Below are 14,029 nucleotides of genomic sequence, written 5' to 3'. Positions count from 1 at the left end.
GCTAGCGGTTGACACACACCGCGACGAGCAGCGGCCCATACGGGTTCTCCGCACTCCCCGCCGCCACGAGCAACCCACCGACCGGACTGCACAGCACATCCAGACTGGACGATCCGGCCCCCGCCGCCACCGGCGCCTGAGCCTGCGCGGTAGTAGCGGCGACAGCCGGAGCGAAAACGGACAGAGCAAGAGCGGACAACACAACGATCTTCTTCATCGCTCCACCGTGCCGCCCGAATACCCGATCCGCACGCCCCGACTTGCCGGGGCACAGATTTCGCCGTCAGGCGATCAGGCAGAGGAGGTCGTAGAGGGGCGGTTTTTCGACGCTGCCGGTGGCGAAGGCGAGTTGGGCGAGGGGGGAGCAGATCAGGTCCGTCTCCGAGGAACCCGAGCCGCCGCCGGAGCCGGAACCGGCGCCCGCGGAGCCGGATTCGGCGACGGGGGCGGGGGTGGACGGGGCGGCGGAGGCGACGGCGGGTGCCGCGAGCAGCGCACAGGACAGAACAGCGGCCGTAGCGATCTTCTTCATGCGCCAAGGGAACACGAAACAGCCTGCCAAAAGGAGTGAAATTCGAATATTTCACCCATCTTCCGGAAACCGCGCGCGGCCACGGCCGAATTGTCGGTGCGGACTGCCATCCTGAGGATTCATCGACACCAGGGGGCCATCAATGACCTACGACGACTGCGGCTGGCACTCGGACACGACCTCGGAGCTGGGCTTGGACAGCGCGGCCGGGGCGACCCACATCGGGATGTTCTACGCGTGGGCCGTCGCCAACGACCTGCATTCGCCGACCGTGCCCGTCTGGGGCGAACCGGAACCCCGGCCGCGGCCGGAACTGGCGGCATTGCGCGAGCGCTCGAAGACCCCGGGCCGCTATCTGCTCGACCACTGCTGCGGAGAACTGAACGTGGGCGACCTCAACGCCCGCGGCCAGGCCTTCGCAGCGGCCGCCTACCGGCCGTACTTGCGCGCCTACGACTGCGTCCCCGAGGTCGCGCGGCATGAGACCACCTATCACGTCCCCGACACCTGGGAGACCTACGACGCCGTCGCGGCATTGCTGGACGAGGCGTGGGCGGAATGGCAGCTCCAGGGCGGTTGATCTGCGCCGGAAACGCGCGAAGGCACGGACTGCCTCGCGGAAGTCCGTGCCTTCGTTCGATATTCGCCTAGGTGGCTGCGCTCACGAGGAGCGCGGGGTCACCAGGAGCTCTTGTGCACGCCCGGGAGCTCGCCACGGTGGGCCATCTCGCGCAGGCACACGCGGCACAGGCCGAACTTGCGGTACACCGCGTGGGGGCGGCCGCAACGCTGGCAGCGGGTGTAGGCGCGGACCGCGAACTTCGGCTTGGCGTTGGCCTTGTTGACCAGTGCTTTCTTGGCCATGTGCTCAGTTCTCCTTGAACGGGAAGCCGAGGTGCTTGAGCAGCGCACGGCCTTCTTCGTTGTTGGTCGCAGTGGTCACCACGGTGATGTCCATACCGCGCGGGCGGTCGATGGAGTCCACGTCGATCTCGTGGAACATCGACTGCTCGCTCAGGCCGAACGTGTAGTTGCCGTTGCCGTCGAACTGCTTCGGCGACAGGCCGCGGAAGTCGCGGATACGCGGCAGCGCGATGGAGACCAGGCGGTCCAGGAACTCCCACATGCGGTCGCCACGGAGGGTGACCTTGGCGCCGATCGGCATGCCCTCACGGAGCTTGAACTGCGCGATCGACTTGGTGGCCTTGCGGACCTCCGGCTTCTGGCCGGTGATCAGCTCGAGGTCCTTGATGGCACCGTTGATCAGCTTCGCGTCGCGGGCGGCGTCACCGACACCCATGTTCACGACGACCTTGACGACGCCCGGGATCTGCATCACGTTGGCGTACTCGAACTCGCTGTTCAGCGCGTCCTTGATCTCGGCGCGGTAGCGCGCCTTCAGCCGGGGCTGAGTCTGCTCGGAGGTGGTCATGTCAGATGTCCTTCCCGTTCTTACGGGAGATCCGAACCCGCTTGCCGGTCTCTTCGTCGGTGCGGTAGCCGACGCGAGTCGGGTTACCGTCGGAGTCGACGACCATCACGTTGGAAACCTGGATGGGGGCTTCCTGGGTCACGATGCCACCCGAGGAGGCGCCGCGCTGGTTCGCGGAGTCCGCGACGTGCTTCTTGATCCGGTTCACGCCCTCGACGAGAACCTTGCCGGTCGCCGGGTAGGCCTGGATGACCTTGCCCTTGGCGCCCTTGTCCTTGCCCGAGATGACGAGGACGGTGTCACCCTTGTGCACCTTCATGGTCAGAGCACCTCCGGGGCCAGCGAAACGATCTTCATGAAGCGCTTGTCGCGCAGCTCACGGCCGACCGGGCCGAAGATGCGGGTGCCGCGAGGATCGTTGTCGGCCTTGATCAGCACGGCAGCGTTCTCGTCGAACTTGATGTAGGAACCGTCCGGACGGCGGCGCTCCTTGACGGTGCGCACGACGACAGCCTTGACGACGTCGCCCTTCTTGACGTTCGCGCCGGGGATGGCGTCCTTGACGGTGGCGACGATGATGTCACCGATACCGGCATAGCGACGCGACGAGCCACCGAGCACGCGGATGCAAAGGATTTCCTTCGCCCCGGTGTTGTCGGCGACGCGCAGTCGCGACTCCTGCTGAATCACTTCAGCACCTCCTGGACCTGGATGTATACGTACGCCGGATTGCCGACCCGACGCACATGGTCAGTCACCCTCCGGACGCGCGCCTGCCAGCGGAAATACCTACCACTGGGGGTTCACTGCCGGATTGCGGGCGCAGAGCTCCCGCAGGCAACCGGTCTAGTGTAGGTGAATCCCCAGGTCGACCCAAATCGGGGGTGCCGCCCGGCAATTTTGAAGCAGATATGTTTCAAACTCCTGTGAGCGCGCTCACGCCGTTGCTACGGTCGCCCTGCTCGTCGAGGTACGAGCTGATGAGGAGTCGCACATGAACATCACCCTGCCGACCGCCCGCCGCATCGCGACCACCGCGAGCGCCTTCGCCGCCGTGCTCACCCTGGCCGCGCCGCACGCCACCGCGGGCCCGATCATCGACATGCTCACCGACACCCTCACCGTCGGCTGCACGTCCAAGATCGATGTCGTCGGCCTCGACGACTATGTCGGCGCCCAGGTGGACTTCGTCGCCAACGGCAAGTTCTTCGCCAGCGACACCGTGGACCTGGAGGTGACCGTCGGCGGCGTCACCGTGGCCAAGGCCACCGCCTTCTACCACGTCGAGACCGAGGTGGAGGTGCAGCTCTCGTTGCTGCTGCACGCCACCGGCGCGCCACTGGTCACCAAGCGGGTGCCTACCGTCGCCAAGATCCTGAACGCGGGCAGCGGGCTGGCGTGCGACCTGGCCACCGGCAGCTCGGGCATCTCCTCGGACTAACCGCCCCTGGCCCGACCCGGCCCGGAAACGGGCCGGGCTCGCGGCTACCCCACCCATCGGCCCGCCCGCCGGTAGCCTGGGCGGGCTGGATCGCAACGAGCAGGGGTGCGGCTGCCGCATCGGGGAAGGAACCTAGTGACATCGTCCGGTCGTCCGTCGGTCGTGGATCGGCGCGCATTCCTGATCGCCATGGGCCTGGTGCCGGTGGCGGCGGCGCTGGCCTCGTGCACCTCCGACTCCCCCGAAGTGCAGCTCACCGGCGTCGACATGAGCGGTGGCGACCCGGCGATCCGCCCGCAGGACGATCTGTACCGCCACGTCAACGGCGCCTGGCTGCGCGACTACCAGCTGCCGCCGGACAAGGCCTCGGTCGGCGCGATCACCGACGCCAACGACCGCACCCTCGCGCAGCTGCGCGCCATCATCGAGGGCATCGAGAACCCGAAGCCGGGCACCGAAGCCCAGCAGATCAAAGACCTCTACGACGCGCGCCTCGACCTCGACGAGATCGAGCGCCTCGGCATCACGCCGCTCGACGGCCTGTTCGCCGCGCTGGACAAGGCGGCGGACAAGCCCGCGCTGGCCAGGATCATGGCCGAGGCGCCCATCTCCGGCCTGATCGGCATGGGCATCGGGATCGACCGCAAGAACTCCAAGGCCTATATCCCCAGCGTCAGCCAGGCCGGGCTCACCCTGGGCGAGCAGTACTACCGCAAGCCCGAGTTCGCCGCGCAGCTGGCCGGCTACCAGACCTACCTCGAACAGCTGGCCAAGGGCCTCGGCATGGCAGACCCGGCCGGAGTCGCGCAGCGCACCGTCGACTTGGAGAAGCGCATCGCCGCGAACCACTGGGACAGCGTGCGCCTGCGCAACACCGACGCCACCTACAACCTGATGAGCTGGCAGGAACTCACCGCGCTCGGCCCGCAGTTCGACTGGGACCCGTGGCTGGCGGGCATGACCGACCGGCCCAAATCGCTGTTCGACAAGATGGTCGTGGGTCAGCCCTCGTTCGTCACCGCGGCCGCGCAGCTGTGGAGCGAGGTCGACATCGCCCAGTGGCGCGACTACCTCAAGCTGCACATCGCCAACACCTACGCCCGCTTCCTGCCCAAGGCCATCGCCGACGCGCGCTTCGACTTCGTCGGCCGGGTGCTCAGCGGCCTGGAGGAGAAGCCGGAGATGTGGCGCTCGGCGGTGGGCGTGGTCGACGACAATCTCGGCGAACCGCTGGGCAAGCTGTACGTGGACAAGCACTTCCCGCCCGCGGCCAAGGAACGCGCGATGGAGATGGTCGACGACCTGCGCGCCGCCTACCACGACAACTTCACCAACTCGACCTGGATGTCGCAGCCCACCCGCGAGGCCTCGATCGCCAAGCTGGACAAGATCGTCGCCCAGATCGGCTACCCGGACAAGTGGGTCGACTACTCCTCGGTACAGGTCACCCGTGGCAAGTTGATCGAATCCCTCATCGCCATCAACGCTTTCGAGTCCAAGCGCGCCTTCGCCCGGCTCGGCACCGAGGTGGACAAGTCGGAGTGGAGCATGTCGCCGCAGACGGTGAACGCCTACTACAGCCCGACCACCAACCAGATCGTCTTCCCCGCCGCCTACCTGCAGCCGCCGTTCTTCGACAAGGACGCCGTGGACGCGGTGAACTACGGCGCGGTCGGCTCCACGATCGGTCACGAGATCGGTCACGGCTTCGACGACCAGGGCTCCAAGTACGACGGTGACGGCAACCGCCGCGACTGGTGGACCCCCGAGGATCGCGCCGCCTTCGACGCCAAGACCCAGCAGCTCATCGCGCAGTACGACGTGCTGGTGCCCGAGGGCGCGCCGGAGGGTCAGCACGTCAACGGCGCACTGACGGTCGGCGAGAACCTGGCCGACCTGCGCGGGCTGCAGATCGCGCTGGCGGCCTATCGGAAGCTCGCCGAGCGCACCGGCGCGCAGGCCGACTTCCAGTCGATGTTCTTCTCCTGGGCGCGGCAGTGGCGCGACAAACAGACCGAGGAAGCGACCCTGCAAGGTCTGCAGGACACGCACTCCCCCAACGAGTTCCGCTGCAATCAGGTGGTCCGCAATATCGCCGAGTTCTACTCGACCTTCGGCGTGGTCGAGGGCGACAAGCTGTTCATGGCGCAGGATCAGCGGGTCACCCTGTAGGGACTGTTCCCCTCCGCACCGAGCGTAGGTTAGCCTAGGCTGACCTACGTTGAACCGGCTCGACGAGCCGATCGAGGACCTTTCCTCGGTGAAGGAGGATGCGACGATGACGTCTGTTCGGACTACGCGCGGTTGGCGGCGCGCGGCGGTGGCCGTGTTCGCCGGTGCGCTCGCCTTCGGCGTCACCGCCTGCGGTTCCAGCGACGACGCGACGGGCTCGGGCGAGCCGGTGACCATCACTCACGCGCGCGGCGAGACCACCGTCACCGGCACGCCGGAGAAGGTCGTCGCCCTGGGCAACCAGTGGCTGGACTCCTCGCTGGCGCTGGGTGTCGTGCCCGTCGGCTACATCGACAATGTCGCCGCGGTCTCCAAGACCACCCCGCCGTGGGAGCCGGAGAGCCTGAAGTCGGGCAAGGCGCTCAACACCACCGGCAATATCGCCGAGCAGGTCGCCGCCCTCGAACCCGACCTCATCCTGGTCGACCCGTTCATCGCCGACCAGAAGACCTACGACGACCTGTCCAAGGTCGCGCCGACGCTGCCCGCGCTGACCAAGGACGCGGTCACCCCGTGGCAGGAGCAGGTCACCGCGCTGGGCAAGGTGCTGCGCAAGGAATCCGACGCGGCCGCGGTGATCAAGAAGGTCGACGACAAGGTCGCCGCCATCGCCACCGCCAACCCGGGCCTGAAGGGCAAGACCTTCGCCAGTACCTGGCTGGCCAGCCCCGCGCAGCTGATGGTGCTGACCGACCCCAACGACGGCTCGGCCAAGGTGTTCACCCAGCTCGGCATGGGCATTCCCGCCAACCTGACCGCGCAGCCCGCCAACCAGGGCCGCCTGGCGCTGTCGCCGGAACGGGTCGACGAGCTGTCCGCCGACCTGCTGCTGGCCGGCTACTCCCCCGGCCTGGACGAGAAGTACCGCCAGCTGCCCGGCTACAACGAGCTGCCGTCGGTCAAGAAGGGTTCGGTCGTCTTCCTGACCACGCAGGAGATCAGCGCGATCAACCAGCCCAGCGCGCTGTCGGTGCCCTACATCCTCGACAAGCTGGGGCCGGCTTTCGCCGCCGCGGCGAAATAGCCTCCCGATCACCGACGTTCGACCCAGCAAGGACTCGCAGTGCTCGCCTCCGCTTACCCCGCCCAGACCCGATTCGCGCTGCGCGCCGGGGTCACCTGCCTCACCACGCCCGCGGGCGCGGTGCTGCTGAACCCGCCGCGCAACGTGAAACTCACCGGACTGGCGGCCGGCGCGCTGCAAGCACTCAAGACGCTCAACCAGGGCCCGGCGACGGCGGCCGAGATGACGACCGCCGCCGCCGGAGCCGACATCTCCGGACTGATGCGTGAACTCACCGACGGCGGCTGGCTGGCGGTGACGGTGCGCGACGGCGGCCGCGACCTCTACAGCATCCGCCCCTTCTCCGAGCCCGCGCCGCGGCCGGAGACACCGCTGCCCTCGTGGTCGGCGGCGCTGTCGAAGTTCGCCGTCCTGCATCGTGATTCGCAGGGTTTCGTGCTGGAGCACCCGCGCGCCTGGTGCGATCTGCGCATCCACGATCCGCGGCTGCTGGCCCTGCTCGACGGCCCGATGGCGGCGGACTCGCCGGTCCCGGCCACGGTGAAGTCGCAGTTCATGGCCGATCTGCAGTGGTGTGGCTTCCTCGTCGACGGTGACGCCGAGGACACCGAGTTCACCACCCGCTCCTGGAACGCCCCCGACCTGTGGTTCCACCGCCGCAGCACGCTCGGCGCCCGCACCGTCACCTGGGACGACTTCGGCCCGACCCGCTGGGCCGACGGCCGCTTCCCCGAACCGCCCGCGCGCCGTGTGCCCTTCGCCGGCGCGCCGATCGCGCTGCCGCGCCCCGACCTGGCCGCCCTGCGCGCGTCCGACCCCGCCCTGACCGCCGCGCTCGAGGACCGCGTCTCCACCCGCGCCTTCGACGACGCCGCCCCCATCACCGCGGCCCAGCTCGGCGAGCTGCTGTTCCGCAGCGCCCGCACCCGCGAGGACGGCTCGCGCCCCTACCCCTCCGGCGGCGGCGCGTACGAGCTCGAGGTCTATCCGGTGATCCGCGATGTCGCAGGCCTGGACAACGGTATGTACCACTACGACTCGGTCGAGCACGCGCTGCGCCCTGTCGCCCCCGCCGACTCCCCCGCCGTACAGAAGCTGCTCAAGGCCACCTCCGCCACCCTCGCCGGCGGCGCGGAACCTCAAGTGCTGCTGCTGGTCTCGGCTCGCGCGGGCCGGGTCATGTGGAGCTACGAGCAGGTCGCCTACGCCAATATCCTCAAGCACGTCGGCGTCTTCATGCAGACCGTCTACCTGGCCGCCACCGCCATGCGCCTCGGCGTCGTCGCCCAGGGCTTCAGCGACACCGCCGCCTTCGCCACCGCCACCGGCCTCGACGAACTCGAGGAATGCAACGTGGGCAGCATCATCGTGGGTTCCCCCGCCCGCTGATCCGCCGACGGGTCGCTACCGTTGGTGCGGATGCCATATGAGCGGGCGAAGCTGCGGGAGTTCTTGCGGCGAGTCGCCGCGCGCACGCACAGTTCGCGACCATCGCCGTCGCAGCGTCCGAATCTCGCCGACCTTCCTCGGGATCCCGCACCGACTTCCGAGGAAGAGGTAGTCGCCTACCTTCAGCGGGTGTTGGGCACGCAGCGGGAGTTCGATGTCCGGGAGTCGGCGGCGGTCTGGGTTTGCCAGGAGCGCGCGGATCCCGAGCAGGAGCGCCGCCTGACTCGCGAGACGGCCGAGCGGGCCTCTCGCGGGCTTCCGCCGGAACCCGCTGGTGGACACCGGATCTACGGAGTCGAGAAGCGGAACCTGCACGTGTTCCACCTCGGACAGAATCCCCCCGACCATCCGGCGCTACTGCTCGATCGGACATCCTGGGTCACAACCTATTTCGGGACCGGACAGATCCACCCGAAACCCTGGCAGGTGCGAATCGACCTGGTGTCGGCGGACAGCCGGGTGCTGACGTACCGGATCCGAGCCGTGTCGCGGGCGGATCCCCCGCTACAGCCGATCGACCATCACATCACCATCGACACGGTTACCAACAAGGTCGACTATCGCGAGGCACCCTTGTCCCGCTTCCTCATCGATGCGGTGGAGCACCTCACGCATCCCCGCTACCAAGGAAAACCCTGGCCGACGACGACGAGCTTCGACCTTTGACCCATTCGGGCCGCGGGGAGCCATCAGGATTGACACACGAACTTATTCACCGCAGATTTTGCGGTGAATAAGGCATAGAATCGGCGTATGCCCCTCGAACGACGTAGGTATATCTGGGAGGACCCGGAGTGGCCGACGCTCCGGTATGACGTTGGGGCATTGACCGGGATGATTGCCGAGGTCGCCCATGCGCAGGGGCGATTGGTCGGGCGGCTCGCCGACAGCCAGGACGAGGTCAAGGACCACGCGGGCCTGCTGGCCTTGACAGACGACGTGGTGAAAAGCAGCGAGATCGAGGGGGAACTGCTCGATGCCGCTTCGGTTCGCTCGTCGATCGCCCGCAGGCTCGGGGTGGATATCGGCGCCGCGGTTCAGTCGGATCGACGTGTCGACGGCATCGTGGAGATGACCCTCGATGCCACTACCCGCTGTGACCGGCCGGTCACAGCGGAGCGGCTGTTCGGGTGGCATGCCGGATTGTTCCCGACCGGGTACTCCGGGATCTCCCGGGTTCGGGTCGGCGGCTGGCGTACCGACGAGGCCGGGCCGATGGAGGTGGTGTCCGGGCCCTACGGTCGCCAACGCGTGCATTTCGAGGCGCCGCCCGCCGAGCGGCTCGATGACGAAATGGGGCGGCTACTCGACTGGTTCGGGTCGGATACCGCGGCGCCCGCCATCGTCCGGGCCGGGATCGCACACCTGTGGTTCGTCACCATCCACCCGTTCGACGACGGAAACGGCCGTATCGCACGAGCTCTCGGCGATCTGGCTCTTGCGCGGGCAGACGGTAGTTCGCGCCGGTTCTACAGTGTGTCGGCGCAGATACAGCGGGATCGCAATTCCTACTACGACATCCTCGAACGCACACAGCGCGGCACTCTCGACGTCACCGAATGGCTGCGATGGTTTCTGACGACGGTGCAGCGCGCGGTGGCGATCGCCGACGAGAACGTGGATGCCGTGCTCCAGAAGGCGAAGTTCTGGCGACGGTGGGATCAGACCGCCCTGAACGCGCGGCAGATCATGGTGCTCAACCGACTGCTCGACGGATTCGAGGGCAAACTCACCACCCGAAAGTGGGCGATTCTCACCAAATCGTCCCAGGACACGGCGCTACGGGATATCAGCGAACTCATCGAGATCGGAGCCCTCCGCCGATCGCAGTCGGGTGGGCGCAGTACGTCCTATGAGCTCGTTATGTAAGCGGTGTCTCGTCAGCTGACGGGACCGGATCCCTGCTCGCTGTGCTGTTCCCAGAAGTCCACGATCAGGTCGGTGAGACGGTCGGGGGCCAGGAGTAGGGGGGCGATGTGGCCGCCGCCGGGGAGGGCGGCGGAGCGGGCGTTCGGCATGGTGGCGGTGGCGGATTCGGCGTCGGTGGGGTGCCAGCCCATGGGGTCGTCGGCGGCGGCGAGCATGAGGGTGGGGGTGGTGATGGTGGGGAGGAGGGGGTCGAGGGAGGGGCGGTTCAGCATGACCGAGCGCATGGCGCGGCGCATGGCTGGGCGGTCGGCGGTGCGGAAGGCGTTCATGACCAGTGCGGATTGTTCGGGGGCCGCGGTGGTGGCGGCGGTGCCCAGCAGGGAGTCGGTGAGGGCGCCGACCACGAATGAGCTCGGGCCGACGAGTCGGTAGAGGGCCACCAGGGGGACGATCTTGGTGCGGCGTTCCCGGCGGGAGATGGCCTGGATCGGGGTGCCGATCGTCGTCACCGATCGCAGGCGATCGGGGCTGGTCGCGGCGAGCACCAGGCCGACGTGGCCGCCCCAGGCGTTGCCGACCCAGTCGACGGGTTCGTCGATGCCGAGCAGGTCGAGGACTTCGGTGGCGGCCGCGGCGCAGTCGTCGAGGGTGAAGTCGTGGTCGGGCATGCCGCTGCGGCCGTGACACGGGCCGTCGACGACGACGAGCCGTCGATGGGCGGCCAGCGCCGGGAGCACCGGGTCCCAGGAGCGGGAATCGACGAAGAGGCTGTGCCACAGCAGGGCCGGCGGTCCGCTGCCGATCTGCTCGACATGGAGCCGGCCGAGCGCGGTGCCGACGAAGTTCGGGGTGTGCGTGCTCATGATCGCCTCGCTCAATTGCTTCGGGATCCGAAACTTCGGTAACCGTAGTATCCTCCGGTCGTATGACGTCGTCAAGGGATCTGCCCGCCGATCGGCTGGCCGTCGGGCAGCTCCTGGTGCGGCTGCTGCGGGAGTTCCGCCGCGAGATGCTGGCACCCGCCGCCGAGAGCGAGTTCGGGGATATCCGGGAGGCGCACCTGCAGATCTTCGGCGCCATCCGGATGGGCGGGGTGCGGTTGACCGAGCTCGCCGCACGCGCCCAGCTGAGCCTGGCGGCCGCTTCGGAGCTGGTCAACGACCTCGAAACGCTCGGCTACCTCTACCGCAGGCCCGACCCGGCCGACGGCCGCGCCAAACTGATCGATCTCACCGAGCGGGGCCGGGCCTTGCAGTCGGCCGCGGGCGATCTGGTGGCGGGTATCGAGCAGCGGTGGGCGGCCGCGGTCGGCGAGCGAGGCTTCGCCGCGATGTGCGCGACCATGCAGCGGCTGCTCGACGAACTCGACCCGGCCGAATCCCGCCGGTGAGGCAGCGGCAGTTACCAGGCTTCGATGAACGGGGGTTCGTGCTCGTGCCGCCGCCACTGGGCCGTGACGCGGGTGAGGTGATCCGGGGTGGCGATGCTGCGGATGGCCGCGATCTTGTCGCCGCGCAGGTCCAGGACCGCGATGCCGATCACCCGGTCGTCGAGGGTGACGATCATCGCGGGCGAACCGTTGATCAGGCCGGCGTTGACCGCCGGTGAGCCACCGGCGTGACGGCGCTTGGCCGGGGTGGGGCGGAAGCCGGTGCGGATGGCGGCGGCGAGGCGCTGCGGCGTGGCGTAGCGGATGAGCTTGCCCGCCAGGCCCGCACCGTCGGAGATGCCGGTGGCATCGTCGGTGAGCAGCGCGATCAGGCGATCGGTGCGGCCCGAGGAGGCGGCCGCGACGAAGGCCTCGACGATCTGCCGGGCGGCGGCGCGGTCGATGTCGCGGGTGGCGCGCTCGGCGGTGAGGTGGCGGCGCGCGCGATGGGCGTGCTGCTGGCTGGCGGATTCGGTGATGTCGAGGATGTCGGCGATCTCGGCATGGGTGTACGAAAACGCTTCGCGCAGAACGTAGACCGCGCGTTCGACGGGCGAGAGCCGCTCCATGAGCAGCAGGACGGCCAGGGTCACCGATTCCCGCTGCTCGACGGTGTCGGCCGGGCCGAGCATGGGATCACCGTCGAACAGCGGCTCGGGCAGCCAGGTGCCGACCGCGCGTTCGCGCCGGGTCTTGGCCGAACGCAATCGGTCGACGGCCAGATTGGTGACGATCTTGGTGAGCCACGCCTCCGGCACTTCCACGTAGTCGTGATCGGCGGCCTGCCACCGCAGGAAGGCGTCCTGCACCGTGTCCTCGGCGTCGGCGGCCGAGCCGAGCAGCCGATAGGCGATCGAGGCCAGCCGGTCGCGGCTGGCCTCGAAGCGGGCCACAGTGGCAGTGTCCATGCGCCCGACTCTAGGCGGAGACCACGTCGGGTACGGCGAGCCGGTAGCGGTGGTCGGGCTTGCCGAAGGTCGGGCGGCTGATGGCCCATCCGCTGCCCGCCACGATCGCGGTTTTCACCCAGGCCGCCGGACGACCGGTCAGCGCACCGGATCTCGCCTGCGCGGCGCCGTCGACCAGCTGGAAGATGGCGTCCCTGCGCCCGAGGCTGATGTGGTTGCCCACGTAGCTCAGGGAGGTCGCCTTGACCTTGCGCCCGGTCAGGTCGCCGATGATCGCGGCCGTCGCCTGCATGCCGGTGAATCCGGCCGACGCGCACGACATCGGCAGTGGCAGACCGTTCTCGCCGAGCACGAAGACGCTGTCGCCCGCGACATAGACGTCCGGATGCGACACCGACCGCAACTGCCGGTCGACCCGGATCCGGCCGTCGGGCACCACGTCGAGGCCGCTCGCCGCGGCGATCGTCGGCACCGCGAATCCGGCCGCCCACACGGTGGCGTCGGCGGCGAAGACGGTGCCGTCGGCGGCGATCGCGGAGTGCGGTTCGACGCGCGCGATGGTGGTGTGCTCGTGCACGGTGATCCCGAACCGGTCGAATCCGCGCAGCAGGTGACGGCGAGCCTTCGGGCCGAGCCAGCCGCCCAGCGCACCGCTGGTGGCCAGCGCGACCCGCAGCCCGGGATGGGCTTCGGCGAGTTCGGTGGCGGTCTCGATCGCGGTCAGGTTGCCGCCGACCACCAGGACCGCGCCGCCCTCCCCCAGCTCCGCCAGGTGCGCGCGCAGGCGCAGCGCGGCGGGTCGGGCGGCCACGTGGAAGGCGTGCTCGCCGACACCGGGAACGCCGTGGTCGGCGGCGGTGCTGCCGAGGGCGTACAGCAGGGAGTCGTAGCCGAGCCGGTCGCCGTCGGCGAGGGTGACGGTCTTGTCGTCGACATCGATCCCGCTCACCCGCGCCACCCGCAGCCGGACGCCGGTACCGGCGAACACCTCCGCGAGCGGCCGGTGCCGCAGGTCCCGGCCCGCCGCCACCTGATGCAGACGCAGCCGCTCCACGAAATCGGGTTCGGCGTTGACGACCGTGATCTCGAAGTCGTCGGAGTGGAGCTGTCGGGCCAGGTAGCCGGCGGAGAACGCCCCGGCGTATCCGGCTCCGAGGACGACGATGCGGTGCTTCATGATTCGCTCCTGTCTGATTCGCGTGACCTCTGAACGAGACAGCCCGCGAATCCATGACAGGGCGGATCGGTGATCTGGGTCACGCCACGGCGGTGCCCTCGAGTTCGATCAGCTGGCCGGGGACCGCCAGGCGGGTGACGCCCAGCATGGTGGTCGCCGGGGCGACGCCCGCGGCGCCGAGCCGGGCCGCCAGCACCCCGTAGTGCTGGAAGAGCAGGTCGACGTCGGTGGTGTAGACGTTGAGCCGGACCAGGTCGGCCAGCGACATGTCCGCCGCGGCGAGGACGGCCTCGAGATTGTCCAGGCTCAGCGCGACCTGGGCCGCCATGTCACCCTCGTGCGCGGGTTTGCCGTCCTCGGTCATGGCGGTCTGCCCGGAGCAGTACAGGGTCCTGGTGTGGCCGGAGACCAGCTCGCCCTGGTTGAATCCCATCTCGACCGACCAGGTGACCGGGTTGACCGCGGTTCGTTGCACTGCCACTTCAGCTCCATTCACTCTGCGCCGGACGGGTATCCGTGCGCGGGAGGAAGCCTCG

At 68.7% G+C, this 14,029-nt stretch carries 18 protein-coding genes; 8 read left to right on the top strand and 10 right to left on the bottom strand.

What is annotated here, in order from left to right:
• Window position 1: 1 nt before the first annotated feature.
• The gene (locus EL493_RS07890; protein WP_022565761.1) at window positions 2-217 is read right to left on the bottom strand and encodes a hypothetical protein; all 216 of its coding nucleotides are present in this window, start codon (window positions 215-217) and stop codon (window positions 2-4) included.
• Window positions 218-283: 66 nt separating this feature from the next.
• The gene (locus EL493_RS32225) at window positions 284-532 is read right to left on the bottom strand and encodes a hypothetical protein (protein ID WP_019045064.1); all 249 of its coding nucleotides are present in this window, start codon (window positions 530-532) and stop codon (window positions 284-286) included.
• 142 nt (window positions 533-674) lie between these two features.
• On the opposite strand from EL493_RS32225, the gene EL493_RS07880 reads away from it, so the two are divergent.
• The gene (locus tag EL493_RS07880; RefSeq protein WP_019045063.1) at window positions 675-1,112 is read left to right on the top strand and encodes a DUF7832 domain-containing protein; all 438 of its coding nucleotides are present in this window, start codon (window positions 675-677) and stop codon (window positions 1,110-1,112) included.
• Between the two features lie 98 nt (window positions 1,113-1,210).
• On the opposite strand, the gene EL493_RS07875 is transcribed toward EL493_RS07880, so the two are convergent.
• The 4 genes from EL493_RS07875 to rplN are packed head-to-tail and all read right to left on the bottom strand — an operon-like array spanning window position 1,211 to window position 2,654.
• Window positions 1,211-1,396 carry a type Z 30S ribosomal protein S14 gene (locus EL493_RS07875; RefSeq protein ID WP_014981705.1) on the bottom strand — a complete coding sequence of 62 codons (186 nt, stop codon included), beginning with the start codon at window positions 1,394-1,396 and terminating at the stop codon, window positions 1,211-1,213.
• A 4-nt stretch (window positions 1,397-1,400) separates the two neighbouring features.
• Complete coding sequence (rplE, locus tag EL493_RS07870; RefSeq protein WP_019045062.1) at window positions 1,401-1,964, bottom strand: 50S ribosomal protein L5; 564 nt, start codon at window positions 1,962-1,964, stop codon at window positions 1,401-1,403.
• 1 nt (window position 1,965) lies between these two features.
• Window positions 1,966-2,283: a 50S ribosomal protein L24 gene (gene rplX / locus EL493_RS07865; RefSeq protein WP_019045061.1), complete on the bottom strand. Its 318-nt coding sequence runs from the start codon at window positions 2,281-2,283 to the stop codon at window positions 1,966-1,968.
• A gap of 2 nt (window positions 2,284-2,285) precedes the next feature.
• Window positions 2,286-2,654 (bottom strand): 50S ribosomal protein L14, encoded by a 369-nt coding sequence (gene rplN, locus EL493_RS07860; protein ID WP_019045060.1) that lies wholly within the window; start codon window positions 2,652-2,654, stop codon window positions 2,286-2,288.
• A 304-nt stretch (window positions 2,655-2,958) separates the two neighbouring features.
• Between rplN and EL493_RS07855 the strand changes: the two genes are divergently transcribed.
• From EL493_RS07855 to EL493_RS07830, 6 genes are all read left to right on the top strand, one after another.
• Entirely contained in the window at window positions 2,959-3,405 is a 447-nt protein-coding gene (locus tag EL493_RS07855) for a hypothetical protein (RefSeq protein WP_019045059.1), read from the top strand.
• Between the two features lie 135 nt (window positions 3,406-3,540).
• On the top strand, window positions 3,541-5,577 hold the full coding sequence (locus tag EL493_RS07850; protein WP_022565763.1) for a M13 family metallopeptidase: 2,037 nt from the start codon (window positions 3,541-3,543) through the stop codon (window positions 5,575-5,577).
• A 106-nt stretch (window positions 5,578-5,683) separates the two neighbouring features.
• Entirely contained in the window at window positions 5,684-6,661 is a 978-nt protein-coding gene (locus tag EL493_RS07845; protein ID WP_022565764.1) for an ABC transporter substrate-binding protein, read from the top strand.
• A gap of 39 nt (window positions 6,662-6,700) precedes the next feature.
• Window positions 6,701-8,050: a SagB family peptide dehydrogenase gene (locus EL493_RS07840; RefSeq protein ID WP_019045056.1), complete on the top strand. Its 1,350-nt coding sequence runs from the start codon at window positions 6,701-6,703 to the stop codon at window positions 8,048-8,050.
• Between the two features lie 189 nt (window positions 8,051-8,239).
• Window positions 8,240-8,776, top strand: a complete 537-nt coding sequence (locus EL493_RS07835) for a hypothetical protein (RefSeq protein WP_019045055.1) — start codon at window positions 8,240-8,242, stop codon at window positions 8,774-8,776.
• 87 nt (window positions 8,777-8,863) lie between these two features.
• The gene (locus tag EL493_RS07830) at window positions 8,864-9,979 is read left to right on the top strand and encodes a Fic family protein (protein ID WP_030200467.1); all 1,116 of its coding nucleotides are present in this window, start codon (window positions 8,864-8,866) and stop codon (window positions 9,977-9,979) included.
• A gap of 11 nt (window positions 9,980-9,990) precedes the next feature.
• On the opposite strand, the gene EL493_RS07825 is transcribed toward EL493_RS07830, so the two are convergent.
• On the bottom strand, window positions 9,991-10,842 hold the full coding sequence (locus EL493_RS07825; protein ID WP_030200469.1) for an alpha/beta fold hydrolase: 852 nt from the start codon (window positions 10,840-10,842) through the stop codon (window positions 9,991-9,993).
• 62 nt (window positions 10,843-10,904) lie between these two features.
• Between EL493_RS07825 and EL493_RS07820 the strand changes: the two genes are divergently transcribed.
• The gene (locus EL493_RS07820; RefSeq protein WP_019045052.1) at window positions 10,905-11,369 is read left to right on the top strand and encodes a MarR family winged helix-turn-helix transcriptional regulator; all 465 of its coding nucleotides are present in this window, start codon (window positions 10,905-10,907) and stop codon (window positions 11,367-11,369) included.
• Window positions 11,370-11,380: 11 nt separating this feature from the next.
• Here EL493_RS07820 and EL493_RS07815 read toward each other — a convergent pair whose 3' ends face one another.
• The 3 genes from EL493_RS07815 to EL493_RS07805 form a co-directional block, all read right to left on the bottom strand.
• Window positions 11,381-12,316, bottom strand: coding sequence for a sigma-70 family RNA polymerase sigma factor (locus EL493_RS07815; protein WP_019045051.1), 936 nt, complete (start codon window positions 12,314-12,316; stop codon window positions 11,381-11,383).
• A 10-nt stretch (window positions 12,317-12,326) separates the two neighbouring features.
• Window positions 12,327-13,493: an NAD(P)/FAD-dependent oxidoreductase gene (locus EL493_RS07810; protein WP_019045050.1), complete on the bottom strand. Its 1,167-nt coding sequence runs from the start codon at window positions 13,491-13,493 to the stop codon at window positions 12,327-12,329.
• 79 nt (window positions 13,494-13,572) lie between these two features.
• Window positions 13,573-13,968, bottom strand: coding sequence for a RidA family protein (locus EL493_RS07805; protein ID WP_019045049.1), 396 nt, complete (start codon window positions 13,966-13,968; stop codon window positions 13,573-13,575).
• Window positions 13,969-14,029: the final 61 nt, after the last annotated feature.

It is taken from the genome of Nocardia asteroides (genome assembly GCF_900637185.1).
Lineage (GTDB): Bacteria > Actinomycetota > Actinomycetes > Mycobacteriales > Mycobacteriaceae > Nocardia > Nocardia asteroides.
Note: the sequence above shows the minus strand (reverse complement) of the source record. Positions and strands in the feature narration are given on the sequence as shown.

Excerpts from the sequence above, each read along its gene's own strand:
- EL493_RS07890 (WP_022565761.1), bottom strand. The coding sequence starts at position 217 with ATGAAGAAGATCGTTGTGTTGTCCGCTCTTGCTCTGTCCGTTTTCGCT.
- EL493_RS32225 (WP_019045064.1), bottom strand. The coding sequence starts at position 532 with ATGAAGAAGATCGCTACGGCCGCTGTTCTGTCCTGTGCGCTGCTCGCG.
- EL493_RS07880 (WP_019045063.1), top strand. The coding sequence starts at position 675 with ATGACCTACGACGACTGCGGCTGGCACTCGGACACGACCTCGGAGCTG.
- EL493_RS07875 (WP_014981705.1), bottom strand. The coding sequence starts at position 1,396 with ATGGCCAAGAAAGCACTGGTCAACAAGGCCAACGCCAAGCCGAAGTTC.
- rplE (WP_019045062.1), bottom strand. The coding sequence starts at position 1,964 with ATGACCACCTCCGAGCAGACTCAGCCCCGGCTGAAGGCGCGCTACCGC.
- rplX (WP_019045061.1), bottom strand. The coding sequence starts at position 2,283 with ATGAAGGTGCACAAGGGTGACACCGTCCTCGTCATCTCGGGCAAGGAC.
- EL493_RS07855 (WP_019045059.1), top strand. The coding sequence starts at position 2,959 with ATGAACATCACCCTGCCGACCGCCCGCCGCATCGCGACCACCGCGAGC.
- EL493_RS07845 (WP_022565764.1), top strand. The coding sequence starts at position 5,684 with ATGACGTCTGTTCGGACTACGCGCGGTTGGCGGCGCGCGGCGGTGGCC.
- EL493_RS07830 (WP_030200467.1), top strand. The coding sequence starts at position 8,864 with ATGCCCCTCGAACGACGTAGGTATATCTGGGAGGACCCGGAGTGGCCG.
- EL493_RS07825 (WP_030200469.1), bottom strand. The coding sequence starts at position 10,842 with ATGAGCACGCACACCCCGAACTTCGTCGGCACCGCGCTCGGCCGGCTC.
- EL493_RS07820 (WP_019045052.1), top strand. The coding sequence starts at position 10,905 with ATGACGTCGTCAAGGGATCTGCCCGCCGATCGGCTGGCCGTCGGGCAG.
- EL493_RS07815 (WP_019045051.1), bottom strand. The coding sequence starts at position 12,316 with ATGGACACTGCCACTGTGGCCCGCTTCGAGGCCAGCCGCGACCGGCTG.
- EL493_RS07810 (WP_019045050.1), bottom strand. The coding sequence starts at position 13,493 with ATGAAGCACCGCATCGTCGTCCTCGGAGCCGGATACGCCGGGGCGTTC.